The organism is Dyella humi (assembly GCF_044904605.1).
In the GTDB taxonomy this organism is placed as follows: Bacteria; Pseudomonadota; Gammaproteobacteria; order Xanthomonadales; family Rhodanobacteraceae; genus Dyella_B; species Dyella_B humi.
Genome location: NZ_JADIKI010000021.1, coordinates 372,116 through 398,177, shown reverse-complemented (window position 1 = coordinate 398,177; position 26,062 = coordinate 372,116). Strand labels below are relative to the sequence as shown.

The following is a 26,062-nucleotide window of genomic DNA, read 5'->3' as shown; positions in this document are numbered from 1 at the left end:
CCGTGGGGATTATGCAAAAGTCGAGGCTTACTGAGTTGTCGCTCCCGCACTGCTCGCCGACGCCGGCGGCGGTGTAAACGGCACGACCGGCCCTGGCGTCACTTCCTTCCGCCACATCGCAAGCTGCTGTGCAATGCCGGTACCGATATCGATCTGCGGTTCGGATGGCGTGAGCTTGTCCTGTTGTTCCCATGTGTTGATGTCGCGCTTGGCCAACTGGAAGGCGTCGACGAAGTTGTCGGTCTTGTTCAGCGCATCCACCAACCAGGCCTTGCCGAAGTAGGTGATATCGGAATCGCTGCCGCAGCCGAACGAGCTGCGATCCGTGCGCGCGGCGGTGAGCACCAGCGTGCCGGGGCCGCGTAGATCGGGCACGAAGCCGCCGGAATAGCAGGCGTTCACCACCACCACTTTCCATTTGAACGAACGCTTTTTCAGGATGCCGGCGAGGTCGGGGGCACCAATCTGGTCCAGCGGCAGCGGGTCCATGTCGACCAGCAGGTTGTGGTCCTCGTCGCCGTGCGAGGTCATGTAGAGCACCAGGATGTCCTGCTCCGGGTTCATCACGCTCGCCAGCTGGTCGAGCGTATCCTCCAGATTGCTCCAGCTCGCCAGCGGATGCGTCTGCAGCGTGGCGGGATTGTTTTCCAATACCAGCGCGTGCGCGGTGGGGCCGAAGCGACGAGTGAACAGCTGTGCGGCGTATTCGGCCTCGTTGCGGAACACGTCTTCGCCACCGTCGCCGGCGAAGCTCAGCAGATACAGGTTGGTCTTGTCGGGAATACGAGGAGAAAGGCCGGCCACGGCCTTGCGCACCATCGTCGGTTGCGTATAGATCACTTGTTCCGGTGAGGGACCTTGACTGGGCCAATTGTCGTTGCCTTCGTCGTCGTCCGTGTCGCTGCTGGAGGCGGAAGGCGCGGGCGATACGCTGCTGCTGGTCGCTACGCTCACCACTTCTTCGTTGTGTGGCGGCCGGTGCCCGGTGACCAGCAGTATCAGCAGCACACCGGCGGCGAAGGAGAGCAGGGCGATCAGGAGAGTGCGCATGCGCATAGGCGATCGGCTCAGAGCTGGATGGCGTCGAAGCTGGTGTAGGCCGGATGGCGCGGTTGCGGCGGAATCTCCATGGGCGGCCGCAGCAACCAGCCGGTGCGCAGGCCGGCGGCACGGGCGGCGTCCAGCTCTTCCACTACATCGGAGAGGAACAGCACGTGCTCAGGGCGCTCGCCGATCGCTTCCACGATACGTTCGTAGGAAGCCTGCTCCCGCTTGGGGCCGGTCTCGGTGTCGAAGTTGCCGGCGAACAGAGGGCTGAGGTCGCCGGACTCGCTGTAGCGGAAAAGCAGTTTCTGCGCCGGCACGGAGCCGGAGGAGTACACGTACAAGTGCAGCCCCTCGCCGCGCCAGGCGTGCAGGCGGGCAGCGACTTCTGGGTACACGTGGGCGCGGTATTCGCCGGACTCGTAACCTTCCTGCCAGATCATGCCCTGCAGCGCTTTGAGGGCAGTGGATTTGCGGTCCTCGTCGATCCAACGCAGCAGCAGCTCGAGGACTTCCTGCCGGCTCGCCTCGACGATGCCGGCCTCTTTGGCCGCCTCATGCAGCCAGTGCTGCACCTCGGGTTTGTCGCCGTGCGTCTCGATATAGGCCGGTAGGCGTTTGCGGGCGTACGGGAACAGCACGTCCTTGACGAAGCTGATGGAACTGGTGGTTCCTTCGATATCGGTGACGATGGCGCGGATGACGGTCATGGGGAGCTGCGGGGGGAGGGGGCTCCCAAGCTTAGCGTGGGCTTGCGTGGGTGCAAGCGGCCCCTGTCGCGGTTCTGGCTTCGCCGCAGGTCGATTCTCTCTCGACTTCGGAAGCGTGATTGGCGATGAAACTCGGCGACACCGGCAGTTTAGAGTTCGTCACCCCGGCGAAAGCTTGGGCCCAGCGACTTTGATGTGCAAAGGCACTGAGTCCCGGCTTTCGCCGGGGTGACGAGAAAACTATCAGCTACAGCCCCCAGTTTGGGGGAGGGTGAAAGAATTACGCAGCGGCTGCCAAAGGCGTCATCCGCGGAAACCGCTCCGCAATATCCGAGCCGGTGAAGTTGGCCACCCAGCCCTCCTTGTTGGTGAATAGGCGAATGGCCACGAAGTAGGGCGCCTCGCTCATGTCGAACCAGTGGCGGGTGCCGTCCGGCACGCCGATCAGGTCGCCTTGTTCGCACAGCACGTCGTAGATCTTGTCGCCGATATGCAGAGTGAACTGACCAGCACCGGCGACGAAGAAGCGCACTTCGTCTTCGCTGTGTGTGTGCTCGCTCAGGAATTTCTGGCGAAGCGTGGCGCGATCGGGATGGTCTGGCGTCAGGCTGATCACGTCGACCGCCTGGTAGCCTTCCTCGCCCATCAGGCGATCGATGTCCGCGCGATAGGCGGCGATGACGTCGTCCTGGCTGGCACCGGGTTTAATCGGCTGGCTGGCTTCCCACTGCTCGAAGCGCACGCCGACCTTGGCCAGTTCGCGGGCGATGCCGGCGTGATCCTCGTGCACCGAGAGGGGGTTGTGCGGGTGCTGCTCGTCAAAAATGCGCAGGCGGCTCATGCGTTCAGTCTCCTCAAATCGAGTTCGCAGCCGAGCAGAAATTCCAGCGCCTCCAGATGGCGGCGCGCTTCGGCCATGTCATGACCCCAGGTATAGATGCCGTGACCATTGATCAAGTAGGCGCTCAGAGGCTTGCCGGAATCTATCCAGGCATCTACCTGCGCCACCAGTTCGGGCATGTGCTGTGTGTTGGGGAACACGGGAATATCGAGCACGCTTTCGTGCGTGGTGTGGCCGCGGATCGCTTTCTGCAGTTCCCAGCCTTCCAGGCGGATGACGCCGTCGCTGGCGAACAGGCGCGAGGCGACGCTCTGCGTGCGCGAATGCGTGTGCAACACTACGTTCACTTCCGGCCAGCGGCGATACACCTGCGTGTGCAATTCGGTTTCCGCACTTGGGCGTGCGCTGGTGCCGACCGCCTTGCCGTGCATGTCCACCAACATGATGTCGTCGCGGCCGAGCTTGCCTTTGTCGCGTCCGGAGATTGTTATTGCAGCGTGATCGGCATCCACGCGCATCGAGAAATTGCTGCTGGTGGCCGGCGTCCAGCCGTGTTGCGCAAGTTCGCGCGCTGCGTCGGTGATCGCATCGGCGCGCTCGTAGAACAGTGCAGAGGGAATGGAGGCGGGCAGTGTTTGGCTCATGGCAAATGGACGTCCAAATGAGTGGTGACTATAGCACGGCAGGAAACGCGCGAAATGCGAGTTATTCGCGAAAAGGACCTGGCGCGGTGCATGGCGTTAGGATGCGTGCACCGTCGCCGCAGCTCCCGCGGCAAAAACAACGATGAGGGTGGTTATGTCAGGACATGAAGAGATCGAGTCACGTCGTCGTTTCCTCAAGCTTGCCGTCGGCACCGCCGCCGCGGCAGCGCTGGTAAGTGGATTGCCGCGCGTCGCGCGCGCGGATGATCTGCCGCACGTTTCTGAAGCCGATCCCACCGCCAAGGCGCTGGGCTATGTGGAAGACGCCACGGCGACGAAGGATCCCAAGCACAAACCCGGCGACACCTGCGCCAACTGTCAGTTCTATACCGGTGCTGCAACAGGTTACGGTCCCTGCCAGTTGTTCCCGGGCAAGGCAGTGAATGCGAAAGGCTGGTGCATCTCGCACACAGCGAAGCAAGCCTGACGCATCACGCTTATCAGTACAGGCCGGCTTTACGCCGGCCTTTTTGTTTGCGCGTCGTGCACACAAAAAGAAAACGCCTGTACGGGACAGGCGTTTTGAAAAGAAACGAAGGGGTGTTACTGAAAGGTGCTACCCGGACGCGTCAGGTCGAGGAGCTAACTGGCCTGACGCGCCGGGTGGCAATCCGGGGCCCACTGCCAAGTGATCAACCCGGGCCACCGATGATACTCCGGTTGACCGAAGTACGGCGGATCGGGGTAGGAAATTTGTGATGTCGAAATTTTTTTCTCTTTAAATTCAGTAAGTTAAAGATAATTTCGAACACATCACATTCAATTCATTAAAACGCCGTTAGCGCCATATTCCAAGCTTTTCGATGCAGTTAGCTGATGTTTGCGTCAAATCGTCGACGTTTGGCCCCGTGCCGAGCCATTGGCAAGACGCAGGCGACTATGGCGAACCCCATAGGTGAAGTAAATCGCAAAGCCGAACAGGGTCCAGACCACCATCAACGCCCAATTGAACCAGTCGAAGGTAGCCAGCAGGCCTGCACAACTCAGTACGCCGGCCACGCAGATCACCGGTGCCCACGGCACGCGGAAGGTGCGCGGCAATTCGGGCGAGGTGTAGCGCAGGATCAGCACGCCCGCGCACACGGCAACGAACGCAATGAGGGTGCCCATGGAGGTAAGGTTCGCCAGCAGATCGAGTGGAAACACCGCCGAGAGCGCCGCAATACTTCCACCGGTGATGAGTGTATTGATATGCGGCGTGCGGTGGCGCGGATGAATGCGATTGAACACCCGAGGCAGCAGGCCATCGCGCGACATGATCATGAAGATGCGCGGTTGCGCGATGATCATTACCAGGATCACCGAGGACAGGCCGATCATGGCGCCGATCTCTACGATCAGACGCAGCCAACCAAGCTCAGGATGCGCCTTGATTGCGGTAACGACCGGCTCGTCCGTGCCGAGCTGCGTGTACGGAATAAGTCCGGTCAACACGGCTGCCATCGCCAGGTACAGCACCGTGCAGATCACCAGCGACACCAGCGTGCCGAATGGAAGATCGCGTTGCGGGTTCTTGCATTCCTGTGCGGCGGTCGAGGTAGCCTCGAAACCAATGTAGGCAAAGAACACCATTCCCGCGCCGCGCAAAATGCCGTCCCAACCGTATTTATGGTTACCTTGCGCTTCTGGAATGAACGGGTGCCAGTTGGCCGGATTCACGTAGCGATAACCGGCCACCACCACGACAATGATCAGGCCGACCTTGAGCAGCACCATGAAAAAGTTGATGCCGGCCGATTCGCGAATACCGATGTAGCAGACCCAGGTCAGCGCCATCACAATCGCCACCGCGGGCAGGTTGAATAGATCTCCGGTCGTGACGAGTGCGCCATTGGTATAGGCAAATGGCGCATTCGTCAGCGCGTGTGGCAGGTGGATACCGACGTGATCGAGCAGGCTGGTGAAATAGCCGGTCCAGCTCGTCGCTACCGCGGACGCCGAGATGCCGTATTCCAGCACCATGTTCCAGCCAATGAACCATGCCACCGACTCGCCGAGCGTGGCGTACGCATACGAGTAGGAGCTGCCGGAAATCGGAATCAGCGTGGCGAATTCAGAGTAGCACAATGCGGTGAAGCCACTGCAGATTGCCGCGAGGATAAACGAGATGATCACTGCCGGCCCGGCGTGGTCCGCCGCGGCCTGGCCGGTCACCACGAAGATGCCGGTGCCGATCACTGCACCGATACCCAGCGCAGTAATGCCCCAAGGGCCGAGTGTTCGACGCAAGCTTGGGCCGTGCGTACTCTCGTCATCGGAAAAATCGGTCTTGCGGGCGAATAACTGCTTGAGCATAAGGCTTCCTGAAAGAAAGCCGGCACGGTGTGCTCACCGTGCCGGACGTATTTACTCGATAACGCGGCGCCGTAACCTCAGGCGGGTTCGGTGCCGTTGGCAAGATGGCTCTTGCGATAACCGTAGAGGTAGTACACCACCAGACCGACGATACCCCAGCCGAAGAACACTTCTATCGTCTTCAGCGGCAGGTTGACGAACAGCAGCAGACAGCCAATCACCGCGAGCGGGCATACCAACCACACGAACGGTGTGCGGAAAGGACGCTTGCGATCCGGCTGCGTCACGCGCAGCACCATCACGCCCACGGCCACCATCAGGAACGCGAACAGCGTACCCGAGTTGGTGATGTCGGCGAGCTGGCCTACCGGATAGATCGCGCCGAAAAACGACACGAACAGACCAGTGATTAGCGTGATCACATGCGGCGTGTGGAAACGGGGGTGGATCTTGGAGAGCGAAGAGGGCAGCAGACCGTCGCGTGCCATGGTGAAGAAGATGCGTGTCTGGCCGTAGGTCATGGTGAGGATCACGGAAGGCAGCGCGATGCTTGCCGCCGCGCCGATGATGTCGCCCCACCAGTTGTGGTGAATCATGCGCAACGCATGCGCCAGCGCCTCCTTGCTGCAAACCAATGCTTCGGAGGCTTTACAGGCGGCTACCATCTCCGGCGTACCGGGTTGCAGTGCACCGCCGCCGGGTCCCACGACAGGCTGCGCACCTACTGCGCCGATGGCGCCATAGCTGACCAGCAGGTAGTAGACGGTGCAGATGCCGAGCGAGCCGATTAGGCCGATGGGGATGTTCCGGTTCGGATTCTTGGTTTCTTCCGCGGCGGTGGAGACCGCATCGAAACCCACATAAGCAAAGAAGATCGACGCCGCCGCACCCAGCACGCCGATGCCGCCCATCGGGCTGCCCCAGCCGTTTGGCACAAAGGGATGGAAGTTCGCGTCTTGTACCTTCGGTAAGGCGAGCACGATGAACACCGTCAACGCGATCACTTTGACCAGCACCAGCACAGCATTGACCTTGGCCGACTTAGACGTACCGATCACCAACAGGAAGGTGATCAGCGCGCCGATAAGAAAGGCCAGCAGATTGAAAGTGCCGCCATCCATCGGACCGGTGCGGAGGAATTCAGGCAAGCCAACACCGTGGTTGGCGAGCAAGCCGTTCATGTATCCCGACCAGCCCACGCACACCGTGCTCGCTGCAATCGTGTATTCCAGAATCAGCGCCCAGCCGACGATCCAGGCCATACCTTCGCCGAGTACACCGTACGTGTAGGTGTAGGCCGAGCCGGCTACCGGCACCATGGATGCCAGCTCCGCATAAGCCAACGCCGCCAGCGTGCAGACGATGGCGGCGATCACGAACGAGATCATCATGCCGGGGCCGGCTTTCTGTCCGGCTTCCGCCGTGAGGACGAAAATACCGGTGCCGATGATGGCGCCGATGCCGAGCATGGTGAGCTGGAATGCGCCAAGCTGCCGGGTGAGCCCTTTCTTTTCTGCTGTGGCTAGTATCTGATCGAGTGGCTTGACGCGTTTGAATAGCATTAAATGATCCCCATGAGAACAATTGCCTCGGTTATCGAAAGTGCTCTGGAATCAGCCCTAGGGCTTGAGGCATCAGCGAACCATAGCCCAGCGGAGGGCAGCGGTACAAGCTGCATTGCGGCTGAATTTGCAGCCATGCGAGCTGGCTGAGAAGCATCCGCGGCGGCGTATGGCACTTGCGTCGGAAAGCGTATTTTGCTGCTGCATTAGAAGACCATGTTAATGGCGGCCATGGGCGTGACGAACGCATTGTTATTGCGACCGGCGAAGCTGAATTGCACGCCGCCCACGATGCCGATGCGATCGTTGAAGTTGTATTCCACCGCGGGCGCGAGACTGTAGACGTCACGCGATGCGTCGCGCCGCGCAAACTGTGTAGCCGCGTCGCCTTGTCCGGTTATGCCCTTCAACTGCGAAGGGGCATCTCGGTTGTAGGCCAGATCCATCGCCAGCACCCATTGCGGGTTGATGCTGTATTCGACGGAGGTGGAAACGCCCAGCGAACTACCCAGCCGCACGCCACCGCGAAAATCTTGCGGCGTCCCGTAAGCACTCGCGCCTTGCACGTTTACCCGACTGGGCGGAAGGCTGTAGGAAACCGTCGCGCGAAAACGCATCGGCCTGCCATTCGGCAGCCACACGTACTGTTGCAGCAACGCCGAGAAGGTATCGACGTTTGCGCCATTGCCGATCGCGTTCAGTGGATTCTGATCGAGCCGGTCGTAGGTGCCGGTCGGAAAGCGATGCGAGTAGGCCAGCGAGACGGTGGGATGCTTCTTGTCTTCACCTGGCGCCAGCACCATGTACTGCATGCCCAGCGTGGTATCCGCGGCGCCGATGCCGTCGGTATGCGCGCCACCGGACATCGCATGCGCACCGCCGAGACCGAGCTGCACCTGGAAGCGGTCGGTAACACCGTAATAGATGGGGATCGACGTCTGCCACTGGCGCGTGCTTGGCGTTTGCGAGTGGCGATTGCCCTGTTCGTCGTAATACGCGTTGCTCTTGTAATAGATCAGATAAGGCTCGACCAGCCACGCGCCAGCGGGAAGCGTCACCGCGTTGGAGGTGAGCAAAGGACCGGTGAAATTGGCGGACGAGTCTTGAGCGCTGGCCTGGTTTGCGCATAGGGCAAGTGCGAACGAGCAGGCAACCAGAGAACCGAAGCGATGCTTGAAATGCGTCATCGGGCGTGCACAGTGATGAGGTGAGACGACTCACGCTACCGGCACGCTTTCCGGCGATCCATGCTAGAACTTTGAAAATTGCGACCAACTTGAATAGAAGGAAGGAGCTTCATGACATTGCGAATGTCGCTGGACCGATACATGCACGATCACGCTGATGACGTTCACGCGGCCGCCTGCATGCGTTTTCTCGATGAGGCGGAACTGCCTTTTCATCGCGAAAATGGGGTCGGTCACTTCACTGGTTCGGCATGGCTAGTGGATGCCAGTGGCGAGCGCGTATTGCTCACGCATCACCGCAAGTTGCAGCGGTGGCTGCAGTTGGGCGGCCACGCGGATGGTGATAGCGATCTGGCAGCCGTCGCGTTGCGCGAAGCATGCGAGGAATCGGGACTCTCGGATTTGACGGTCGAACCGGCTATTTTTGACGTCGACCGGCATTGGATACCCGAGCGCATGAGCGAGCCCGGGCATTGGCATTACGACGTGCGCTACGTTGTGCGCGTCGGCGGCGATGAAAATTTTGCCGTTGGCGATGAATCGCTGGAGTTGGCGTGGGTATCCATACGAGAACTGGCCGAGGCGCACGACACGGATGAATCATTGCGCCGCATGGCGTGCAAGTGGCTGGCGCGGGTCGCGTAGGCTGGGATGCAATCCCAGCTTACATGATGCCCTAGCTGTAGCGGGCGGGCGCCGGGTTAAGATGCCCACATGCCTTGCACGTACGCGCCTCTTTCGAAGCGTAGAAGCGATCGAACACCGAAGGAAAATCGGTCTCGATGTTCTGCAGCACAAAATATTCTTCGTACAGTTTGTGGTTGCAGCTTTCGCAGAACCATAGCAGGCCGTCTTTTTCATGCGGCAACCGGCGACGCTCGATCACCAAGCCGATGGAATCGGGCATGCGCTGCGGCGAATGCGGCACGCGAGGCGGCAGATAGAAGAGTTGGCCGGCGCGAATGGACATGTCGCGGGCGGTGCCTTCGTCCTGTACCTTCAACACCATTTCGCCTTCGATCTGGTAGAAGAACTCCGGACCTTCGTCGTAGTGATAGTCGGTGCGCGCATTGGGACCCCCGACGATCATGATGATGAAATCACCGTCGACGATGCACTTGTTGCCGACCGGCGGTTTCAGCAAGTGGCGGTGTTCGTCGATCCAGCGCTGAAGATCAATGGGCGGCAGTAGAGACATGCGGCGAGGTCCGGCGAGGGCAGGGCGTCACCATAACGCCGATGCGGCGCTAGAGGGAAGACGCCGCGCCGGCGACCTCGCTCACCGGCAGGAACTGCAGAAACTGCCCGCCGAAGAAGCTCTGCCCGTAGTCGATCACCGAGCGGCGATATTTCTCGGCGGTGAATTCCGCCACCAGATCGGTGCGTCCAATGATGCCGCCGAACAGGCGCTCGAAACTGAGGTTTTGCTCCTGCTCGGACAGTGCGTTGGAAAGCAGCAGTGAGTGTCCGGCGTCATCCCTACGTCGGGCTAGCAGCCACATGGCGATTTCCACATTACGGGCGGCGTTATAGACACGCTGCGCGTCGAGTCCGTCGATGAGATAAAGCTCGCGCTTGCCGCCGTGCGCGGTGATCAGCATGTCGCCGATGCCATAGATAAGCGTGCCGACGCGGTCACCTTTGAAATGCGGATCAAGCGCAAGCTCCATGGCCTTGGTGTCGCGCGCGTCGAGTCCCGGCAACGGCGTGTGGTGATCGACTGCGTGGCGTACGCGCGTCTCGGCTTCTTCACGGTTGGCCGCGCCACCTTTTTTCCATTCCGATGGATTGCGCTTGTAGAGCTTGTCCATCAGCAGATACAGCGCGTCGAGATTGTTGCGTATCTCCAGGTTGGCCATGCGGTTGGGATCGGACTGGATCAACTGACCCTTGGTCAGCTTCGCTTCGGGTACGACATGACCATTGACGGGAGGCGTAGGTTTGCAGCTCGCGCAGACCAGGACCAGAAGCGCCAAGAACCATCTCGAGTACTTCTTCATGCCGAATGCGCCTTCCATGGACGCATAAAAAATGCGCCGCTCATGGCGGCGCATTGTGTCCGTAGTTTCGCAGCAGCCCTACTCGGTGTTCGCCTCGCTCTGGTGAAGGCGAATGCCGCTGCTGGAGTCAGACATCCAGCGTGGCGAGATCGCCTTTCTCTTCGAGCCAACTCTTGCGATCGCTGGCGCGCTTCTTGGCCAGCAGCATGTCCATCAGCTTGGCGGTGCCGTCATTGTCTTCCACAGTGAGCTGTACGAGGCGGCGCGTGTCAGGATAGATGGTGGATTCGCGCAGCTGCGACGGGTTCATTTCACCCAGGCCCTTGAAGCGGGTGACGGTGACTTGACCCTTCATCTTTTCGCGCTCCACGCGCTGCAGCATCGCGGCCTTTTCGTTTTCGTCCAGGCAATAGAACACTTGCTTGCCCACATCCACGCGAAACAGCGGCGGCATCGCCACGAATACGTGACCTTCGCGCACCAGTGAGGGGAAGTGGCGCAGGAACAGCGCGCTGAGCAGGGTGGCGATGTGCAGGCCGTCGGAGTCGGCGTCGGCAAGGATGACGACCTTGCCGTAGCGCAGGCCGGAGAGGTCGTCCTTGCCTGGGTCGCAGCCGATTGCCACCGCCAGGTTGTGCACTTCTTCCGAAGCCAGCACCGAAGTGGATTCCACTTCCCAGGTGTTGAGGATCTTGCCGCGCAACGGCAGGATCGCCTGGAAGTCCTTGTCGCGCGCCTGCTTGGCGCTACCGCCGGCCGAATCGCCTTCCACCAGGAACAGCTCGGTACGGGTGAGATCGGTGGCGGTGCAATCGGCCAGCTTGCCGGGCAGGGCGGGGCCTTGCGTGATCTTCTTGCGCACCACCTGCTTGGCAGCTTTCAGGCGTGCGCTGGCGCGTTCGATCGCCAACTGGGCGATGCGTTCACCCAGGTCCACGTGCTGGTTGAGCCACAGGCTGAAAGCATCGTGCACCACGCTTTCTACCAGCGCGGCAGCGTTGCGCGAGGAAAGGCGCTCTTTGGTCTGGCCGGCGAATTGCGGATCTTGCAATTTCGCCGACAGCACGAAGGCCAGGCGTTCCCATACATCTTCCGGCGCCAGCTTCACACCACGCGGCAGCAGGTTGCGAATGTCACAGAACTCGCGCACCGCATTGGTGAGGCCGGTACGCAGTCCGTTGACGTGCGTGCCGCCTTGTACGGTGGGAATCAGGTTGACGTAGCTTTCCTGCACCAGCTCGCCTTCGGGCAGCCAAGTGAGGGCGACATCCAGCCCTTCGGTATCGCGTGCGACGTGATGCACAAACAGATCGGCGGGCAGGCATTCGCCGCCGTCGAGTTCGCCCCGCAGGTAGTCGCGCAGGCCATCCTCATAATACCACTCGCTCGTTTCGCCGCTGGCTTCGTCGAGCAGCTTCACGCTGAGGCCGGCGCACAGCACGGCCTTGGCGCGCAGCAAATGCTTGAGCTTGGACAGCGAGATCTTCGGTGAATCGAAGTATTTCGGATCGGCCCAGAAGCGCACGGTGGTACCGGTCTTCTTCTTCGGCACTGTGCCGATGGTTTCCAAAGGACTGGCGCGATCGCCGTTGGCGAAGCTCATGCGGTATTCGTTGCCATCGCGGCGGATGGTCACGTCCACTTTGTTCGACAGCGCATTCACCACCGATACGCCCACGCCGTGCAGGCCGCCGGAGAAGTTGTAGTTCTTGCCGGAGAATTTGCCGCCCGCATGCAAGCGAGTGAGGATCAGCTCGACGCCGGGAATGCCTTCTTCCGGATGGATGTCCACCGGCATGCCGCGGCCGTCGTCGCTGACTTCCACCGAGCCATCGGTGTGCACGATTACCTCGATCGACTTGGCGTGGCCGGCCAGCGCCTCGTCGACCGAGTTGTCGATCACTTCCTGCGCCAGATGGTTCGGGCGCGTGGTGTCGGTATACATGCCCGGCCGGCGCTTGACGGGGTCAAGGCCGGAAAGGACTTCGATATCGGCGGCGTTGTAGCGGCTGCTCATGCTGAGAGGCGGATGCCTACTTCGTTGGTGGTCAGGCGCGGGAGAATGGTTGGTGGCGTTGTGCAGGTCAAGTGGAGCGGAAACAGGGAACGGGGAACATCAATATGATCGCAAGCCTGACGCTCCCCGTTCCCTGTTTCCTATTTCCCGATTTAAAGCGGTGCGCAATGCTTCTCCAGCCAAGCCAGATCCGCGTCCTCCAGCAAAGGCGCCAGTGCCGCGCGCACCGTGGCGTGATAGTCGTCCAGCCAGGCGCGCTCGTCCGGGCTCAATAGGGCCGGTTCCAGTGCGCGGCGATCGAACGGGCACAGGGTGAGTGTTTCGAAAGCGTGGAACTCCCCGAACTCGGTCTGCTCGGCTTCGACCACCACGGCGAGGTTCTCATGGCGGATGCCATGGCGCGCCGGCTTATATAAGCCAGGCTCGATCGAGGTGATCATGCCCGGTTCCAGCGGAACCAGCGTGGCGCCGGAGGTTGGCGGGCGAATGCCGTGTGGACCTTCGTGCACATTTAAGAAGTAACCGACGCCGTGGCCGGTGCCGTGGCCGTAGTCCATGCCGCTGGCCCACAGCGGTGCGCGGGCCAGCACGTCGAGTTGCGGGCCGCTGGCGCCCTTGGGAAAGCGCGCGCGGGAAAGCGCGATCATGCCTTTCATGACCAGCGTGGCGTCGCGGCGCTGTTCGGCGGTGGTGGGGCCAAGCGCCAGCACGCGGGTGATGTCAGTGGTGCCGCCCAGGTACTGGCCGCCGGAATCCACCAGCAGCAGGCCGTGGCGCTGCAAAGTGTTGTGTGCTTGCGGCGTGGCGCGGTAATGCGGCAGTGCGCCGTTTTCCATGTAACCGGCAATGGTGGAGAAACTTTCGCCAATGAAGTTGGGCTGGGCGGAACGTTCGTCGCGCAATAGCGCATCCACATCCAGCTCGGTCTGCGTCATGCCGGCGGCGAGGCGTTCTTCCAGGCGGCGGAAAGCGCGCACCAGCGCGGCGCCGTCGCGGCGCATCGCCTCACGGATGTGCGCCAATTCGGCCTCACTCTTGATCGCCTTGAATGCGGTAGATGGATTCGGACCTTCGACCTGCTTCACGTCCGGCCCGACCGCTTTCAGCACATCGCTCACCACGCGACCCGGATCGAACAATAAGGTGTCGGCGGTTTTGAGGTCGCCGAGTGCGTCGCTCAGCGTGGCGTAGTTGGCAATGCGGACGCCGTCGGCACCGAGCGCGGCGACTATTTCGTCATTGAGCTTGTCCCGATCGACGAGCAACGTGGCCTGTCCGGCAACTTCCACCAGCAAGTGCGCGAGGAACACCGGATTGCATTCCACGTCGCTGCCGCGCAGGTTGGTGAGCCAGGCGATGTCGTCCAGACTGGAGACCAAATGATGCGTGGCGTGCTGCTTGCGCATCGCATGGCGCAGCTTGTTGAATTTTTCGGCGCGCGACGTGCCGGCGTAGGTAAGCGGATGCTCGAACACCGGTGCATGCGGCAGGGCGGGGCGATCGCGCCACACCATACCCGGCAAATCGAGATCGACACGCAGCGTGACGCCGGCCGCGCCCAGCAGACGTTCGATCTGCCGCTGCGCGGCCACCGAGACGCTGTCGCCCGCGATCGCCGCGACATCGTCCTTATGCAAATGGTGTTGCAGCCATGTCAAATGCTCAGCCGCTTGTCCAGCGCGCTGCTTCATCAGCGCAATACCAGTACCGGCAAGCTGTTGTTCGGCCTGCGAGAAATAGCGTGAATCGGTCCACAGCCCTGCTTCCTTGGTGGTGACCAGCAGTGTGCCGGCCGAGCCGTCGAAACCGGAAAGCCATTCGCGCGCCTGCCAATGCGCAGGCAGGTATTCGGACAAATGCGGATCGGCGGTGGGCACGATGCAAGCGGCGATGCCGTGCTTGGCCATCGCTTCGCGCAACGCGGCAATGCGGGCGGGAATCGGAGTGCTCATCGGCGCATGGTAGCAGGCATATGGCGCTTACTTTAGTTCTGCACGCTTCGTCAAGTTGTGCAGCGAAGGTGCTGCGACGGTGAAAAAAAATACGGCGCGACATTCTGTCTGCATGCCGCGGGCTAGTCACGACTTGCTGCAGCGCGATATCCTATGCACGTTGTCTTCCCCGGCAACATCCCCATCAGCTGTCTTAAGAGTCGTTCGTGAACAAGCGTTCCCTCGTCTCCGCCTTGCGCTGGTCATGCGCAGGCCTCGCCGTGTGTCTCAGCGGTTGCAACTTGGAAGTCCTCGCGCCGAAGGGTGACGTGGGCATGCAGGAAAAGTCGTTGATCCTGATTGCCACCGGCTTGATGTTGCTGGTCGTTATCCCAGTCATCGCGATGACCCTGTATTTCGCCTGGCGCTACCGTGCGTCCAACACCAAGGCTACTTACGCGCCGAAGTGGTCGCATTCGACCGCGATCGAAGCGGTAGTGTGGGTCATTCCCTGCATCATCATCGCGATTCTCGCGACGATCACCTGGCGCACCACGCACGCGCTCGATCCGTACAAGCCGCTGGAATCCAAGGTGAAGCCGATCACCATCCAGGCTGTGTCAATGGATTGGAAGTGGGCTTTCATCTATCCGGACTATGGCGTGGCCAGCGTCAATGAATTGGCGTTCCCCACCAATGTGCCGGTGCACTTCGAGATCACGTCCGACTCGGTGATGAATGCGTTCTTCATTCCGCAGTTGGGTAGCCAGATCTACGCCATGGCCGGCATGAAGACGCAGCTCAACCTGATCGCGAGCGAGCCGGGCAGCTACGCGGGCCTGTCGAGCAACTACAGCGGCGCGGGCTTCTCCGACATGCACTTCACCGCGAACGCGATGTCGCAGCAGGGCTTCGAGGACTGGATCAAGAAGGCCAAGGCCAGCTCGGCCAATCTCGACGACCAGACCTATCACGCGCTGACGCAGCCGAGCGAAAAAGTGCCGGTGACGTATTACACCAACGTCAAGCCGGGTCTGTTCGACAGCATCATCGGCCAGTACATGGGCGATATGCAGATGGACAAGATCGGCACCGCGCCTGCGCAGGCCAGCGCCATTCCCTCGCATAACGATCACGCCAAGGCTGCGGAGTAGGCCATGTTCGGAAAACTTTCTCTATCGGCCATTCCCTTCCATGAACCGATCATCATGGGCACCCTGGTGATGGTGTGTCTGGGCGGTGCTGCACTGCTCGGCTGGGTCACTCATCAACGCAAGTGGGGCTATCTGTGGAGCGAGTGGTTCACCACGGTGGACCACAAGCGCATCGGCATCATGTACGTGATCCTGGCGCTGCTGATGCTGCTGCGCGGCTTTGCCGACGCCATCATGATGCGCGCCCAGCAGGCGATCGCCTCCGCGGATGCGGCCGGCTATCTGCCACCGCATCACTACGATCAGATCTTCACCGCCCATGGCGTGATCATGATCTTCTTCGTCGCCATGCCGTTCGTGGTGGGCCTGATGAACCTGATCGTGCCGCTGCAGATCGGCGCGCGCGACGTGGCGTATCCATTTCTGAACTCGCTCAGCTACTGGCTCACCGTGTCCGGCGTGGTGCTGGTCATGCTGTCGATGTTCGTGGGTGACTTCGCCGCCACCGGCTGGCTGGCCTATCCGCCGCTGTCGGAGCTGAAATTCAGCCCAACGGTAGGCGTGGATTACTACATATGGGCGCTGCAGCTATCCGGTCTAGGTACCACGCTCAGCGGTATCAACTTCATCGTCACCATCCTGCGCATGCGCACGCCCGGCATGAAGCTGATGCAAATGCCGGTGTTCACTTGGACCGCGCTGGTCACCAACATCCTGATCGTGGCGGCGTTCCCGGTGCTGACAGTGGCGCTGGCGCTGCTGGCGGCCGATCGCTACCTGGATATGCACTTCTTCACGAATGAGCTCGGCGGCAACGCCATGCTCTACATCAACCTGATCTGGATCTGGGGCCACCCGGAGGTGTACATCCTGATCCTGCCGTGCTTCGGCGTGTTTTCGGAGATTGTTTCCACCTTCTCGGGCAAGCCGTTGTTCGGTTACAAGTCGATGGTGTTCGCTACCGCGGGCATCGGCGTGCTGTCCTTCGTCGTATGGCTGCACCACTTCTTCACCATGGGCTCGGGCGCGGACGTGAATGCCTTCTTCGGCATCACGACGATGATCATCTCGGTGCCGACCGGCGTGAAGCTGTTCAACTGGCTGTTCACCATGTATCGCGGACGCATCCGCTTTACGGTACCAATGCTGTGGACAGTGGGCTTCATGGTCACGTTCACCATCGGCGGCATGACCGGTGTGCTGATGGCCGTGCCAGGTGCGGACTTCGTGCTCCACAACAGTCTGTTCCTGATCGCGCACTTCCATAACGTGATCATCGGCGGCGTGCTGTTTGGCATCATGGCCGCGATCAACTTCTGGTTCCCGAAGGCGTTCGGTTTCAAGCTGGACGAGCGCCTGGGCAAGGCTTCGTTCTGGTGCTGGCTGGTCGGTTTCTATCTGGCCTTCATGCCGCTGTACGTGCTGGGCCTGATGGGCATGACGCGCCGCATGAACCACTACGCGAATCCGGCGTGGCAGCCTTACCTGGTGGTAGCCGCCGTCGGCGCTGGCATCATCGCGCTGGGCATCGGCTTCACCTTGCTGCAGTTCGTGGTGAGCGTGCGCAATCGCGCCGAGAACCGCGATCTCACCGGCGACCCGTGGGGCGGCCGCACGCTGGAGTGGGCGACCAGCTCGCCGGCGCCGTTCTACAACTTCGCCGTGCTGCCGAAGGTCGAGGAACTGGATCAGTTCTGGGCCGACAAGGAGCACAAGCGCGCCTATCCGCGCCACGCGCACTATGCGGACATCCATATGCCGCGCAACACCGGCGTGGGCTTGGTGATGGCCGCGTTCGGCACGGTGTTGGGCTTTGCCATGGTGTGGCACATCTGGTGGCTCGCCATCGCAGGCCTGGCCGGCATGATCGCCTCGTTCATCGTCCGTGCGTACGACACCAACGTGGACTACTACGTGCCGGGTGCTGAAGTGGAGAAGATCGAGCGCGCACGCCTGGTGCCGCTGCAGAAGCTGGTCGAAAACGTGGATCCGGCATCGGCCGGTCAGAAGGTTGCTTAAGTCATGAGCAGTTCCACCATTACCGCTAATCACGACATCGTCGCGCACGCTGCTGACGACCATCACGACGACGGATCCAAGACCCTGCTCGGGTTCTGGATCTATCTGATGAGCGACTGCCTGATCTTCTCAGCGCTGTTCGCTTCGTTCGCCGTGCTTTGCAACGCCACTGCCGGCGGCCCGACCAGCAAGGAGCTGTTCGAACTGCCGTATGTACTGGGTGAAACCATGCTGCTGTTGTTCAGCAGCTTCACCTTCGGTCTGGCGATGCTGAACATGCACGCCGGCAAGCGCAACAAGGTGATGGGTTGGCTGTTCGTCACCTTCCTGTTCGGCCTGGGCTTCATCGTGATGGAAGTGCACGAGTTCGCGCACCTCATTCATGAGGGCGCCGGCCCGAATCGCAGCGCGTTCCTGTCGTCCTATTTCACCCTGGTCGGCACGCACGGCCTGCACGTCAGCGCCGGCCTGATCTGGATCGTGATGATGATGGACACGGTGCGCCGCTTCGGCCTCACCGATACCGTCACGCGCCGTCTGTCGTGCCTGAGCCTGTTCTGGCATTTCCTGGACGTGGTCTGGATCTGCGTGTTCACCATCGTCTATCTGCGGGGAGTGCTCTGATGTCGGCTCATCACAGTCATGCGGATCACCAGCACGCCAATCACGGCACGCTGAAGTCCTACATCGTTGGTTTCGCGCTTTCCATCATCCTGACGTTCATGTCGTTCGGATGCGTGATGTCAGGCGCGGTGCCGCATAACATGGTGATGCCGGGCATCATGGTGCTGTGCGTGGCGCAGGTGCTGGTGCAGTTGGTGTTCTTCCTGCATCTGAGCAGCAAGCCGGGTCAGCGCGACAACTTGTCCATCGGCGTGTTCACCGTGCTGATCATCGCCATCATCGTGGTCGGTTCGATCTGGGTGATGCACAACATGAACCTCTACATGATGCATCCGACCTCGATGCCTTCGAGCATCGGCTGATATCCCGTGTGCGGTCTGGCCCCTGGCAGCTCAATGGGGGTTATGGCTCCGGGGTAGTACTTGACGTCGTATATCGCACCAAAAAACCTCTCCGGAACGGAGAGGTTTTTTTATGCTCGGCTTCTCAACGTGATGCTGTGCCCGAATAAGGGGGACACGTTGCTGCCTGGGCTCGTAACTGCATTTTGATTCTTCATTTATAGATGTGTAGGTAGCATCAATATGCGCGCCATTTTCGGTAGCGCGATGCATAAGTGATGTTTGCTGTCCGGGCTTGCAATAAGCCTGACGCCCCATGCTGTCCCATCGAAACGTCAAGCATTGATGTTGCTTCTCGCCGTGCGAGGTGAAAGATGAACATGGATTCGGCAAGTGAATCGTCGATGCAAGGTTTGGTGGACTCAGGCGCGCAGCACGAGCTGAGTTTGTCTCACGTGAAACTTTCACCGTACGCGCATGAAGTGGAGCGAGCGACGATCGCGTGGATGGAAGCTTCTGGTCTCATTCCTGATGAGTGTTATGCGGAAAAGGTAAGCCGCATGGCGGTATGGGGTTATGCCGGCTTTTCACACCCCTTTGCGAGTTTTGAAGAGCTCTTGCTCTATTCGAAATACATCACCCTGTGGCTGCTCTGGGATGATGTGGTGGTAGAGAAGGCGCCGGACCTCGGCACCATCCTGCACGGCATGAAGAGCGCCTTCCGATGGGACGCCGGTGCTGACTGTGAAAAGGATCCTTATCTGCAAGCCTGGAAGGCGATCGTCGATGGCTACAAAAGCCTGGGAGTCTCCAGCGACTACGTGCATCGACTCAATCGGAAGATGAGCGTGTGGGTGAAAACCGTCGCTCGCGAAAACAGTTCTATTCATGCAACGGGCATGGTGAGTCCGTGGGTTCATCTGCGCAGGCGTGTGATCACGATCGGCGTGATTCCCACCGCGCAGCTCCTCGATCTGCAGATAGGGGACGTGGACCGGATACCCGCAGCCCGCCGCGTGGTGATGACGGCATCGGCCATCGTTGCCATCGTGAATGAACTGGTCAGTGTGGAAAAGGATGCGGACCGTGTGAATCTTGTCGTGTTGGTTCAGAACCAGTACGGATGCGATTTCGAGTCGGCGTATGGCCGGGTAGTTAGCCTATGCCGTGCAGCATTGGCGAAGTTGTCGATGCTGATTGATGCGCTGCCTAGCGAGCTCCGGGAGTGGGGTGTGCTTATGCATCACATGGCAGAAGGCTTCAGTTACTGGCATTTCGTCTGCCCCCGCTATGACCGAGAGCGCATCATCTGCCGCGTTCCGCATCCGCTGCCGAAAGCCGCTCAGCCTGTGCCGGGCGACGCGGTCTCCGTCGCGGTCGTCTGAACGTTAACAACCCTCAGTCGGCTTTTCGCCAGCCACGTTTTAGCGAAAAGGGGCATCCACAGCCCGGTCAGGAAGAAAGTTTGCGGTCGAAGCCGCGAAGTATCTCGCGGCTGGAGCGTTCTGCCGCTAAAATGCCGATTTCCAGCACGGCTGCTTTCCATGACCCCCCTGATTTTCGTCACTGGCGGTGTGGTGTCCTCGCTTGGCAAGGGCATCGCGGCGGCGTCGCTTGCGTCCATTCTTGAGGCGCGCGGGCTTTCGGTCACCATGATGAAGCTCGATCCCTACATCAATGTGGATCCGGGCACGATGAGTCCTTTCCAGCACGGCGAGGTCTACGTGACCGACGACGGCGCGGAAACCGACCTGGACCTCGGCCACTACGAGCGCTTCGTTCACACTCGTCTCACCGGCAAGAATTCCATCACAACCGGCAAGATCTACGAATCGGTGATCCGCAAGGAACGTCGCGGCGACTATCTGGGCGCCACCGTTCAGGTGATCCCGCATATCACCGACGAGATCAAGCACTGCATTCACGAGGCCACCCGCGGCTTCGACGTGGCGCTGGTCGAGATCGGCGGCACGGTGGGCGACATTGAGTCCCAGCCCTTCCTGGAAGCCATCCGCCAGCTGCGCATCGAGCACGGCCCAGAGAAATGCCTGTTCATGCACCTCACCCTGGTGCCGTACATCAAGGCTGCCGGCGAGATCAAAACCAAGCCGACCCAGCACTCCGTGAAGGAACTGCGCTCGATCGGTATCCAGCCAGACATCCTGTTGTGCCGCTGCGAGCAGCCGCTGCCGGACAGTGAGCGCCGCAAGATCGCTCTGTTCACCAACGTGCCCGAGCAGGCCGTGATCAGCGCGGCCGACGTGGACATCATCTATAAGCAGCCGCTGTGGCTACATCAGCAGGGCCTGGACGACATCGTCGTCAAGAAAATGGGCCTGGACGCCAAGCCGGCCGATCTGTCGGGATGGCAGCGTACCGTGGAAGCGGTCGAGCACCCCAAGGACGAGGTCAAGGTGGCCATCGTCGGCAAGTACGTCGAGCACAAGGATGCCTACAAATCCCTGGGAGAGGCGTTGCGTCACGGCGGCATCAAGCAGCAGGCGCGCGTGAATCTGCAGTGGATCGATTCCGAGCAGATCGAGGCGGAAGGCGCGGCCAAGGTGCTTGGCACCGTCGATGCGATCCTGGTGCCCGGCGGCTTCGGCAAGCGCGGCTTCGAAGGCAAGATTCTGGCGGCGAAATACGCCCGCGAACACGGCGTGCCGTATTTCGGCATTTGCTATGGCATGCACGCAGCCGTGGTGGATTTCGCGCGGAACGTGGCGGGCCTCACCGATGCCGATTCCAGCGAGAACGATCGTCACACACCCAACCCGGTGATCGGGCTGATTACCGAGTGGACCACCGCGACCGGTGAGATCGAGCAGCGCAGCGAGCGCTCAGATCTGGGCGGCACCATGCGCCTGGGCGCGCAGGAATGCCGCTTGAAGGCCGGTACGCTGGCGCGCCAACTGTACGGCCAGGACATCGTGCGCGAGCGCCATCGCCATCGTTATGAATTCAACAACCGCTACCGCCAGTCGTTTGAGGACCTGGGGATGGTGGTCTCTGGCAAATCGATGGACGACCTGCTGGTGGAGATCGTCGAGCTGCCGTTGCAGAAGCATCCGTGGTTCCTGGGTTGCCAGGCGCATCCGGAATTCACCTCCACCCCACGCGACGGCCATCCGCTGTTCATCGGCTTCGTGCGTGCTGCGCGCGAATTCAAAGCCGTGCGCGAGGGCGAGAAGCTTGCAAAAGGGGCGGTGGCATGAAGTTGTGCGGTTTCGAGATCGGCCTGGACAACCCTTTGTTCCTGATTGCCGGTCCTTGCGTGGTGGAATCCGAACAACTGCAGATCGACACCGCCGGCACGCTGAAGGAAATCACCGGCAAGCTCGGCATCAACTTCATCTTCAAATCCAGCTTCGACAAGGCGAATCGTTCCTCTGGTAGTAGTTTTCGCGGCCCGGGCATGGAAGAGGGCCTGCGCATCCTGGCCGAGGTGAAGCGCCAGTTGGGCGTGCCGGTGCTGACTGACGTGCACGAATACACGCCGATGCACGAAGTGGCCGCCGTGGTGGACGTGCTGCAGACGCCGGCGTTTCTGTGTCGCCAGACCGATTTCATCCAGAACGTGGCCCGCGCCGGCAAGCCGGTGAACATCAAGAAAGGCCAGTTCCTCGCGCCGTGGGACATGAAGAACGTCGTGGACAAGGCCAAAGCCGTGGGCAATGACGACATCATGGTTTGCGAGCGCGGTGCCAGCTTCGGCTACAACAACCTCGTTTCCGACATGCGCTCACTCAGCGTGATGCGCGACACCGGCTGTCCTGTAGTGTTCGATGCCACGCATTCGGTGCAGTTGCCGGGCGGGCAGGGCACTAGTTCCGGCGGTCAGCGTGAATTCGTGCCGGTGCTGGCGCGCGCGGCGGTCGCAGTGGGCATCGCCGGACTGTTTGCTGAAACGCATCCCGATCCCAGCAAGGCGCTTAGCGACGGGCCGAACGCCTGGCCGCTCGGCAAGATGGAAGCGCTGCTGCAGACACTGTTGGAATTGGACGCCGTGACCAAGCGGCACGGTTTCCTGGAGCAAGATATTTGATTTCCCCTGTCCTCGGGGAGAGGGGCAGGGATGAGGGGCCAACCTTGCGTGAAGGCTGTTTTTGGGGCGAGGCAAATTAGGCTTTGCATTAAGCACGGAATACTTGGCAAGCTCAGCCCTTCTCCTGGCTCCCTCTCTTCGAGGAGAGAGCAGAAACGTCATCCACCTGTTGAATAACATCATCAAGGCAAACCATGAGCACAGCCATCACTCGCATCCACGCCCGTGAAATTCTCGACTCCCGCGGCAACCCCACGCTCGAAGCAGAAGTCACGCTGGCCGATGGCGCCTTCGGTCGCGCGGCGGTTCCGAGCGGTGCGTCCACCGGCACGCGCGAGGCGGTGGAGCTGCGTGATGGCGACAAGTCGCGTTATCTGGGTAAAGGTGTGAAGAAGGCGGTCGGCAACGTCAACGGTGAAATCGCCAACACGCTGAAGGGCTTCGATGCCGCGGACCAGAAAGGCCTGGACAAGAAGCTGATCGACCTCGACGGCACGCCGAACAAAGGCCGTCTCGGTGCGAACGCGCTGCTGGGCGTGTCGATGGCCGCCGCGCACGCCATGGCGGCATCGCGCAAGGAGCCGCTGTGGAAATACCTTTCCAACGGCAAGCCGGGCGCGTTGCCGGTGCCGATGATGAACATCATCAACGGCGGTGCGCATGCCGACAACAACGTCGACGTGCAGGAATTCATGGTGCTGCCGGTGGGCCTGCCGAACTTCGCCGAAGCGCTGCGCGCAGGCACCGAGATCTTCCACGCGCTCAAGGGCGTGCTGAAGGGCAAGGGCCTCAACACCGCGGTGGGTGACGAAGGCGGCTTCGCACCGAATCTGCGCTCCAACATCGAAGCGCTGGACACCATTCTCGAAGCCGTTAACAAGAGCGGCTACAAGATCGGCAGCGACATCCTGCTCGGTCTCGACGTGGCCAGTTCCGAATTCTTCAAGGACGGCAAGTACGACCTGGAAGGCGAGGGCAAGGTCTACACGCCGGCGCAGTTCGTGGATCTCTTGGCGAGCTGGGCGCAGCAATATCCGATCGTCACCATCGAAGACGGCATGGCCGAAGGCGACTGGGACGGCTGGAAGCTGCTCACCGATAAGATCGGCAATAAGGTGCAGTTGGTGGGTGATGACTTGTTTGTCACCAACCCGGCGATCTTCCGCGAAGGCATCGACAAGAAGATCGCCAACGCGATCCTGATCAAGGTGAACCAGATCGGCACGCTGTCCGAAACGCTGGAAGCCATCGCCATGGCCGATGCCGCCAAGTACGCGGCGATCGTGTCGCATCGCTCCGGCGAAACCGAAGACACCACCATCTCCGACATCGCCGTCGCCACCACTGCCACCCAGATCAAGACGGGTTCGCTGTGCCGTACCGATCGCGTGGCCAAGTACAACCAGCTGCTGCGCATCGAAGAGGCGCTCGGTTCGTCTGCCGTCTACGCCGGTCGCAACGCGTTTCCCAGTCTTACCCATCTGCCTGGCTGAGCGAGGTTACCGCCTGAGCCATGTTGCGTTGGATCGCCTTGATCCTGTTGCTGATGCTGATTGGACTGCAGTTTGAACTGTGGTCCAGTCACGGCGGCATGTCCGAGGTGACCAGCTTGCGCGCTGCGGTGAAGAAGCAAGGTGACGAGAACGATAAGCTCACCCAACGCAACCAGGCGCTGGCCGCGGACGTGGACGATCTCAAGCATGGCGAACAGGCGGTGGAAGCGCGTGCTCGCGGTGAATTGGGCTTGATCAAGCCGGGCGAGACCTTCTATCAGGTGGTGCCGAAGCCAGCGGCGAGTACGGCTGTACCTGCGGCTTCGGGGACGAGCGGCGGCAATTGAGCACTTTCTCTTTGCCGTCATTTCCGCGGAAGCAGGAATCCATTTCGGACTCTCGCCTAAGAGCGACATGGATTCCTCGCTCCTCAAGGCCGAGCACGTCCATGTGCTCTCCCCGCGTGCCCGCTTCCGCGGGAATGACGGCAAGGTATCTATGACCGCTCCTGAATCCGAACTTCCGCGCGCGCACGGCACGCCACCTCTGACGGCCGAACTGCGCAGCACGCCCGAAGACTTCCGCGTCGAAGAAATCCTCGGCTACGACGCCGACGGCGAAGGCGAGCACGCCTTGCTGTGGGTGGAAAAGCGCGACGCCAACACGGATTGGGTAGCGCGTGAACTGGCACGCTTTGCAGGCGTATCGCCGATGAACGTCGGCTATGCCGGCTTGAAGGATCGCCACGCCGTCACACGCCAGGCCTTTACCGTGCAATTGCCGGGCAAAGCCGATCCGGATTGGAGCGCGTTTCCGCATGCCGAAGTAAAAGTACTGGCGAGCACGCGGCACAAGCGCAAGCTCAAGCGCGGCGCCTTACGCGGCAACCGCTTTGTGCTGGTGCTGCGCAACGTGCGCGGCGATCGCACGCGTGCCGAAGAAGTGCTGCATAACATTGTCGCGCGCGGCGTGCCGAATTATTTCGGCGAACAACGCTTCGGTCGCGAAGGCGGCAACGTGGCGCAGGCGCGGGCGATGTTCGCCGGACGCCGCGTAGATCGCGACAAGCGTTCGATCCTGCTTTCCGCCGCGCGCTCACAGATCTTCAACAGTCTGCTAGCGGCGCGCGTGGAGCGCGATGCCTGGGACAAACCGCTGGATGGCGAAATCTGGTGTCTGGCCGGTTCGCGCTCCTGGTTTGGCCCGGAGCCGTTCGACGAGGTGCTTGCCACGCGTCTGGCGCAAGGCGACATCCATCCGTCCGGTCCGTTGTGGGGGCAGGGCGAACCACCCACCGCCGCGGCTGCCGGCGAATTGGAGTGCACCGTCACCGCGCAACATAGCGACCTCGCCGAGGGCCTGGCAGCCGCGCGCATGGATCAGGAACGTCGCCCATTGCGCTTGCTGCCGAAGGATCTGCTTTGGCGTTGGCTGGATGACGAAGCGCTGGAACTGAGCTTCGAATTGCCGGCGGGTGCATACGCCACGGTCGTCGTGCGGGAACTGGTCGCCTAGCCTTTCAACAGCACAACGACAGCCCCGGTTCCACCCTGCATTGGACGCGCAGAAGCAAACGCGATCACGTCATCGCTACGGCGCAACAGGCGATCCGTCAACGTCTTCAACACTGGCCCGGAAGCCTTCGAGCGCAGCCCCTTGCCATGCACGATGCGCACGCAGTGCAAGCCACGCGCGGAGGCCTGCGCAAGAAAATCGGCAATGGTGGCCTGCGCGGCCGCGGCATTCATCTGATGCAGGTCGATATCGTCCTGCACGCTGAACTGCCCGCGCTTGAGCTGGCGCAGCAGTTTCGGCGGGTAGCCGTTGCGCAGATAACTCAGCTCTTCGCCCACCTCCATCAGGCCAGGATCGAACTCCATATTCAGCAGTTCGCCCGGCACGGCGGCCTCGTCGGCCTCGAGCATGTATGGATACGGTTTCGGTTTGGGACTGGCGGGCGGCGGTGCGACCGGGTCGAACTGGCGCACCTCGCCGATGGCCTCGCGAAACAGGCGGCTGTCCTCGTCGCTCACGTTGGCGGAGTTGCGGCGTTTCATGAGGGTGATCGTAGCGAAAGCGACGGTGTCTTGGTCAA

At 61.0% G+C, this 26,062-nt stretch carries 24 protein-coding genes; 12 read left to right on the top strand and 12 right to left on the bottom strand.

All coding sequences use genetic code 11. From position 1 onward, the window contains the following. Nucleotides 1–27: 27 nt before the first annotated feature. From ISP18_RS02305 to ISP18_RS02290, 4 genes are all read right to left on the bottom strand, one after another. Nucleotides 28–1,050: a C13 family peptidase gene (locus ISP18_RS02305; protein ID WP_380017607.1), complete on the bottom strand. Its 1,023-nt coding sequence runs from the start codon at nucleotides 1,048–1,050 to the stop codon at nucleotides 28–30. A gap of 17 nt (nucleotides 1,051–1,067) precedes the next feature. Beyond that, entirely contained in the window at nucleotides 1,068–1,754 is a 687-nt protein-coding gene (gene mtnC / locus ISP18_RS02300; protein ID WP_380016617.1) for an acireductone synthase, read from the bottom strand. Nucleotides 1,755–2,034: 280 nt separating this feature from the next. Beyond that, on the bottom strand, nucleotides 2,035–2,595 hold the full coding sequence (locus tag ISP18_RS02295; protein ID WP_380016615.1) for a 1,2-dihydroxy-3-keto-5-methylthiopentene dioxygenase: 561 nt from the start codon (nucleotides 2,593–2,595) through the stop codon (nucleotides 2,035–2,037). Beyond that, on the bottom strand, nucleotides 2,592–3,239 hold the full coding sequence (locus tag ISP18_RS02290; protein WP_380016613.1) for a methylthioribulose 1-phosphate dehydratase: 648 nt from the start codon (nucleotides 3,237–3,239) through the stop codon (nucleotides 2,592–2,594). The genes ISP18_RS02295 and ISP18_RS02290 overlap by 4 nt, the downstream gene beginning before the upstream one ends. 154 nt (nucleotides 3,240–3,393) lie before the next feature. On the opposite strand from ISP18_RS02290, the gene ISP18_RS02285 reads away from it, so the two are divergent. Further along, the gene (locus tag ISP18_RS02285; RefSeq protein WP_380016611.1) at nucleotides 3,394–3,726 is read left to right on the top strand and encodes a high-potential iron-sulfur protein; all 333 of its coding nucleotides are present in this window, start codon (nucleotides 3,394–3,396) and stop codon (nucleotides 3,724–3,726) included. Nucleotides 3,727–4,124: 398 nt separating this feature from the next. On the opposite strand, the gene ISP18_RS02280 is transcribed toward ISP18_RS02285, so the two are convergent. The 3 genes from ISP18_RS02280 to ISP18_RS02270 form a co-directional block, all read right to left on the bottom strand. Further along, nucleotides 4,125–5,594 carry an amino acid permease gene (locus ISP18_RS02280; protein ID WP_380016609.1) on the bottom strand — a complete coding sequence of 490 codons (1,470 nt, stop codon included), beginning with the start codon at nucleotides 5,592–5,594 and terminating at the stop codon, nucleotides 4,125–4,127. A gap of 77 nt (nucleotides 5,595–5,671) precedes the next feature. Continuing rightward, the gene (locus ISP18_RS02275; protein WP_380016607.1) at nucleotides 5,672–7,156 is read right to left on the bottom strand and encodes an amino acid permease; all 1,485 of its coding nucleotides are present in this window, start codon (nucleotides 7,154–7,156) and stop codon (nucleotides 5,672–5,674) included. Between the two features lie 206 nt (nucleotides 7,157–7,362). Next, nucleotides 7,363–8,343 (bottom strand): transporter family protein, encoded by a 981-nt coding sequence (locus ISP18_RS02270; RefSeq protein ID WP_380016605.1) that lies wholly within the window; start codon nucleotides 8,341–8,343, stop codon nucleotides 7,363–7,365. A gap of 111 nt (nucleotides 8,344–8,454) precedes the next feature. Between ISP18_RS02270 and ISP18_RS02265 the strand changes: the two genes are divergently transcribed. Beyond that, on the top strand, nucleotides 8,455–8,988 hold the full coding sequence (locus ISP18_RS02265) for an NUDIX hydrolase (RefSeq protein WP_380016603.1): 534 nt from the start codon (nucleotides 8,455–8,457) through the stop codon (nucleotides 8,986–8,988). 31 nt (nucleotides 8,989–9,019) lie between these two features. Here ISP18_RS02265 and ISP18_RS02260 read toward each other — a convergent pair whose 3' ends face one another. From ISP18_RS02260 to ISP18_RS02245, 4 genes are all read right to left on the bottom strand, one after another. Beyond that, nucleotides 9,020–9,541 carry a 3-hydroxyanthranilate 3,4-dioxygenase gene (locus ISP18_RS02260; RefSeq protein ID WP_380016601.1) on the bottom strand — a complete coding sequence of 174 codons (522 nt, stop codon included), beginning with the start codon at nucleotides 9,539–9,541 and terminating at the stop codon, nucleotides 9,020–9,022. 49 nt (nucleotides 9,542–9,590) lie between these two features. Continuing rightward, nucleotides 9,591–10,319, bottom strand: a complete 729-nt coding sequence (locus tag ISP18_RS02255; RefSeq protein WP_380016599.1) for a hypothetical protein — start codon at nucleotides 10,317–10,319, stop codon at nucleotides 9,591–9,593. A 151-nt stretch (nucleotides 10,320–10,470) separates the two neighbouring features. Beyond that, entirely contained in the window at nucleotides 10,471–12,360 is a 1,890-nt protein-coding gene (parE, locus tag ISP18_RS02250; protein ID WP_380016597.1) for a DNA topoisomerase IV subunit B, read from the bottom strand. A 152-nt stretch (nucleotides 12,361–12,512) separates the two neighbouring features. Next, the gene (locus tag ISP18_RS02245; protein ID WP_380016595.1) at nucleotides 12,513–14,312 is read right to left on the bottom strand and encodes an aminopeptidase P family N-terminal domain-containing protein; all 1,800 of its coding nucleotides are present in this window, start codon (nucleotides 14,310–14,312) and stop codon (nucleotides 12,513–12,515) included. Between the two features lie 206 nt (nucleotides 14,313–14,518). Between ISP18_RS02245 and cyoA the strand changes: the two genes are divergently transcribed. From cyoA to truD, 10 genes are all read left to right on the top strand, one after another. Continuing rightward, on the top strand, nucleotides 14,519–15,445 hold the full coding sequence (cyoA, locus tag ISP18_RS02240) for a ubiquinol oxidase subunit II (RefSeq protein WP_380016593.1): 927 nt from the start codon (nucleotides 14,519–14,521) through the stop codon (nucleotides 15,443–15,445). A gap of 3 nt (nucleotides 15,446–15,448) precedes the next feature. Then, nucleotides 15,449–17,464, top strand: a complete 2,016-nt coding sequence (gene cyoB, locus ISP18_RS02235; protein WP_380016591.1) for a cytochrome o ubiquinol oxidase subunit I — start codon at nucleotides 15,449–15,451, stop codon at nucleotides 17,462–17,464. Between the two features lie 3 nt (nucleotides 17,465–17,467). After that, complete coding sequence (gene cyoC, locus ISP18_RS02230) at nucleotides 17,468–18,088, top strand: cytochrome o ubiquinol oxidase subunit III (RefSeq protein ID WP_380016589.1); 621 nt, start codon at nucleotides 17,468–17,470, stop codon at nucleotides 18,086–18,088. Continuing rightward, on the top strand, nucleotides 18,088–18,450 hold the full coding sequence (gene cyoD, locus ISP18_RS02225; RefSeq protein WP_380016587.1) for a cytochrome o ubiquinol oxidase subunit IV: 363 nt from the start codon (nucleotides 18,088–18,090) through the stop codon (nucleotides 18,448–18,450). Before cyoC ends, cyoD begins: the two co-directional genes overlap by 1 nt. A 353-nt stretch (nucleotides 18,451–18,803) precedes the next feature. After that, on the top strand, nucleotides 18,804–19,814 hold the full coding sequence (locus ISP18_RS02220) for a terpene synthase family protein (protein WP_380016585.1): 1,011 nt from the start codon (nucleotides 18,804–18,806) through the stop codon (nucleotides 19,812–19,814). Nucleotides 19,815–19,973: 159 nt separating this feature from the next. Next, nucleotides 19,974–21,644: a CTP synthase gene (locus ISP18_RS02215; RefSeq protein WP_380016583.1), complete on the top strand. Its 1,671-nt coding sequence runs from the start codon at nucleotides 19,974–19,976 to the stop codon at nucleotides 21,642–21,644. Next, nucleotides 21,641–22,474: a 3-deoxy-8-phosphooctulonate synthase gene (gene kdsA, locus ISP18_RS02210; protein ID WP_380016581.1), complete on the top strand. Its 834-nt coding sequence runs from the start codon at nucleotides 21,641–21,643 to the stop codon at nucleotides 22,472–22,474. Before ISP18_RS02215 ends, kdsA begins: the two co-directional genes overlap by 4 nt. Before the next feature lie 194 nt (nucleotides 22,475–22,668). Further along, entirely contained in the window at nucleotides 22,669–23,967 is a 1,299-nt protein-coding gene (gene eno, locus ISP18_RS02205; protein WP_380016579.1) for a phosphopyruvate hydratase, read from the top strand. 20 nt (nucleotides 23,968–23,987) lie between these two features. After that, complete coding sequence (gene ftsB / locus ISP18_RS02200; protein ID WP_380016577.1) at nucleotides 23,988–24,314, top strand: cell division protein FtsB; 327 nt, start codon at nucleotides 23,988–23,990, stop codon at nucleotides 24,312–24,314. Between the two features lie 151 nt (nucleotides 24,315–24,465). After that, entirely contained in the window at nucleotides 24,466–25,482 is a 1,017-nt protein-coding gene (gene truD, locus ISP18_RS02195; protein WP_380017606.1) for a tRNA pseudouridine(13) synthase TruD, read from the top strand. Here truD and ISP18_RS02190 read toward each other — a convergent pair. Beyond that, nucleotides 25,479–26,024 carry a Smr/MutS family protein gene (locus ISP18_RS02190; protein WP_380016575.1) on the bottom strand — a complete coding sequence of 182 codons (546 nt, stop codon included), beginning with the start codon at nucleotides 26,022–26,024 and terminating at the stop codon, nucleotides 25,479–25,481. The genes truD and ISP18_RS02190 overlap by 4 nt on opposite strands. Nucleotides 26,025–26,062: the final 38 nt, after the last annotated feature.

Excerpts from the sequence above, each read along its gene's own strand:
- cyoC (WP_380016589.1), top strand. The coding sequence starts at position 17,468 with ATGAGCAGTTCCACCATTACCGCTAATCACGACATCGTCGCGCACGCT.
- ISP18_RS02285 (WP_380016611.1), top strand. The coding sequence starts at position 3,394 with ATGTCAGGACATGAAGAGATCGAGTCACGTCGTCGTTTCCTCAAGCTT.
- ISP18_RS02270 (WP_380016605.1), bottom strand. The coding sequence starts at position 8,343 with ATGACGCATTTCAAGCATCGCTTCGGTTCTCTGGTTGCCTGCTCGTTC.
- ISP18_RS02245 (WP_380016595.1), bottom strand. The coding sequence starts at position 14,312 with ATGAGCACTCCGATTCCCGCCCGCATTGCCGCGTTGCGCGAAGCGATG.
- ISP18_RS02275 (WP_380016607.1), bottom strand. The coding sequence starts at position 7,156 with ATGCTATTCAAACGCGTCAAGCCACTCGATCAGATACTAGCCACAGCA.
- mtnC (WP_380016617.1), bottom strand. The coding sequence starts at position 1,754 with ATGACCGTCATCCGCGCCATCGTCACCGATATCGAAGGAACCACCAGT.
- ISP18_RS02215 (WP_380016583.1), top strand. The coding sequence starts at position 19,974 with ATGACCCCCCTGATTTTCGTCACTGGCGGTGTGGTGTCCTCGCTTGGC.
- ISP18_RS02190 (WP_380016575.1), bottom strand. The coding sequence starts at position 26,024 with ATGAAACGCCGCAACTCCGCCAACGTGAGCGACGAGGACAGCCGCCTG.
- ISP18_RS02280 (WP_380016609.1), bottom strand. The coding sequence starts at position 5,594 with ATGCTCAAGCAGTTATTCGCCCGCAAGACCGATTTTTCCGATGACGAG.
- parE (WP_380016597.1), bottom strand. The coding sequence starts at position 12,360 with ATGAGCAGCCGCTACAACGCCGCCGATATCGAAGTCCTTTCCGGCCTT.
- truD (WP_380017606.1), top strand. The coding sequence starts at position 24,466 with ATGACCGCTCCTGAATCCGAACTTCCGCGCGCGCACGGCACGCCACCT.
- cyoD (WP_380016587.1), top strand. The coding sequence starts at position 18,088 with ATGTCGGCTCATCACAGTCATGCGGATCACCAGCACGCCAATCACGGC.
- ftsB (WP_380016577.1), top strand. The coding sequence starts at position 23,988 with ATGTTGCGTTGGATCGCCTTGATCCTGTTGCTGATGCTGATTGGACTG.
- ISP18_RS02265 (WP_380016603.1), top strand. The coding sequence starts at position 8,455 with ATGACATTGCGAATGTCGCTGGACCGATACATGCACGATCACGCTGAT.
- eno (WP_380016579.1), top strand. The coding sequence starts at position 22,669 with ATGAGCACAGCCATCACTCGCATCCACGCCCGTGAAATTCTCGACTCC.
- ISP18_RS02295 (WP_380016615.1), bottom strand. The coding sequence starts at position 2,595 with ATGAGCCGCCTGCGCATTTTTGACGAGCAGCACCCGCACAACCCCCTC.
- ISP18_RS02290 (WP_380016613.1), bottom strand. The coding sequence starts at position 3,239 with ATGAGCCAAACACTGCCCGCCTCCATTCCCTCTGCACTGTTCTACGAG.
- cyoB (WP_380016591.1), top strand. The coding sequence starts at position 15,449 with ATGTTCGGAAAACTTTCTCTATCGGCCATTCCCTTCCATGAACCGATC.
- ISP18_RS02260 (WP_380016601.1), bottom strand. The coding sequence starts at position 9,541 with ATGTCTCTACTGCCGCCCATTGATCTTCAGCGCTGGATCGACGAACAC.
- kdsA (WP_380016581.1), top strand. The coding sequence starts at position 21,641 with ATGAAGTTGTGCGGTTTCGAGATCGGCCTGGACAACCCTTTGTTCCTG.
- ISP18_RS02220 (WP_380016585.1), top strand. The coding sequence starts at position 18,804 with ATGAACATGGATTCGGCAAGTGAATCGTCGATGCAAGGTTTGGTGGAC.
- ISP18_RS02305 (WP_380017607.1), bottom strand. The coding sequence starts at position 1,050 with ATGCGCACTCTCCTGATCGCCCTGCTCTCCTTCGCCGCCGGTGTGCTG.